The 1774-nt window shown below is 58.6% G+C and carries 3 protein-coding genes; all 3 read right to left on the bottom strand.

The window, feature by feature from the left end:
- Positions 1 to 47: 47 nt before the first annotated feature.
- Entirely contained in the window at positions 48 to 542 is a 495-nt protein-coding gene (locus DV520_RS12005) for a zinc ribbon domain-containing protein (protein ID WP_165850114.1), read from the bottom strand.
- Between the two features lie 44 nt (positions 543 to 586).
- Entirely contained in the window at positions 587 to 1000 is a 414-nt protein-coding gene (locus DV520_RS12010; protein WP_021919937.1) for a hypothetical protein, read from the bottom strand.
- A gap of 170 nt (positions 1001 to 1170) precedes the next feature.
- A partial coding sequence (locus DV520_RS12390) for a glucose-6-phosphate isomerase (protein ID WP_476737632.1) occupies positions 1171 to 1774 on the bottom strand: 604 nt, incomplete at its 5' end.

Genomic DNA, 1774 nt, shown 5'->3' on the forward strand with positions numbered 1-1774 from the left:
CGCCCCTTCCTGAAGAAGCGGCGGGTCTGACGAAAATGGGATCTGTTTTACTCTGCTCCGTCCGCCTCTGAACTGGGAGAGGACGCCAGCTTGCTGCCGCACTGGGAGCAGAACACAGCCTCAGCAGAGAGCACCGCACCGCAGGCGGGACAGACAGCAGCGGGGGCTTTCTCGACTTTGACGCCGCAGTGTGCGCAAAAGTTGTCCTCCTGGGACAGTGCCGCACCACAGCTGGAACAGGTAGGGGAAAGGGCATCCTCTTCTGCCTCTTCCCCTTGACGGCTGGCCTCAATGTCGGCTCTCGCCCGGGCAATGACTTCCCGGGCGGCCTGAATGGAGGAATACAGGGCCATGATCTCGTCGTCGAAGGTCTCTCCTCCGTCCAGCTTGTCCAGGACCAGTTCGCCGATATTCAGGGTAAACTCGTCGATCTTTTTTTCCTCGTTGTTGATCTTGAGGCTCAGTTTTCCGTTTTCAATGGCGGTGTTGGCCTTGCTGGCGGCTTCCGCAGCCAGGGAGTTGAGCTTATCACGCAATGCCATGGGCATTCTTCCTCCTTACAGAACTGGGGGGTGAGAGGGACCGATCAGAAATAGGCCTTGATGGCCTCGGTGGCCAGGGCGATATCGGCACTGATGGTGATGGTAAACTTCACCTTGTTGGTGTCGGAGAAACGATCCAGCCAGGCCAGGAATTCCTCCACCTCAGGGGAGTCGGGCTCGGAGGGGATGATTCTGCACAGGCTGTCGATGAACACGTGGGTTAAATCGTAGTTGGAGGCATACATGCCGCTGATAAAGCCCTTGAGGAAGGTAAAGTTGTCGGCGGCGAAGTCACTGGACTCCACCAGACGGACTTTGGGGCTGACATCATAAACCAGCTTTTTGCCGATTTCGACGCAGACCACGCTGCCGCCCTCGTTGTCAGCGGCATGATTGATCATATCAATGAGCTGCTTGGTTTTACCGGTACCTTTTGCGCCCATAATTACTCGAACCATGAATAATCACTCCTTCTTGATCCAGAAAAGAATAAACTTCCTGTTGGGTTCATGTTACCATACCAACGGGAAAACTGCAATGGGATTTATCAGATTTTTATAAATTCCTTCCAAAGAAATTCTCTTTTTTGTGCTTTTCTTTCGCTGGGGGTCCCGGGGCCCAAGAGCCCTTAGGACGGTCCCTTGGACAGCAGGTCCTCCCGCCGGGCCGCGAAGCCGGGCTTACCCAGCAGGGCGAACATGTTGGTTTTATAGGCCTCCACACCGGGCTGGTTAAAGGGATTGACCCCCAGCAGATAGCCGGACAGGCCGCAGGCGTATTCAAAGAAATAGACCAGCTGCCCCGCCCAGTAGGGGGTGCGCTCCTGCACGGTGAGCAGGAGGTTGGGCACGCCGCCGGCCACGTGGGCCAGGACGGTGCCCCGCCGGGCCTGTTCGTTGACGAACCGCAGGTCCTTTCCCCGGAGAAAGTCCAGGCCCGAGTGGTCGCCGGGCACTGGGTCCAGCAGGCAGGAGGACTGGGGAACGGTGAAGCGCACCACGGTCTCAAACAGGTTCCGGGCGCCCTCCTGGATGTACTGGCCCATGGAGTGCAGGTCGGTGGTGAACTCCACGCTGGCGGGGAACACCCCCTGCCCGTCCTTGCCCTCGCTCTCCCCGAACAGCTGCTTCCACCACTCGCCGAAAGCGCGCAGGTGGGGCTCGTAGCAGGCCAGCAGCTCAATGAGCTTGCCCTCCGCGTACAGGGCGTTGCGGGCGGCGGCGTACTGCCAG

The organism is Evtepia gabavorous (assembly GCF_003425665.1).
GTDB classification, from domain to species: domain Bacteria; phylum Bacillota; class Clostridia; order Oscillospirales; family Oscillospiraceae; genus Evtepia; species Evtepia gabavorous.

What these genes read in the sequence shown, in the direction of transcription:
- DV520_RS12005 (WP_165850114.1), bottom strand. Translation starts at nt 542, where the DNA reads ATGGCATTGCGTGATAAGCTCAACTCCCTGGCTGCGGAAGCCGCCAGC.
- DV520_RS12010 (WP_021919937.1), bottom strand. Translation starts at nt 1,000, where the DNA reads ATGGTTCGAGTAATTATGGGCGCAAAAGGTACCGGTAAAACCAAGCAG.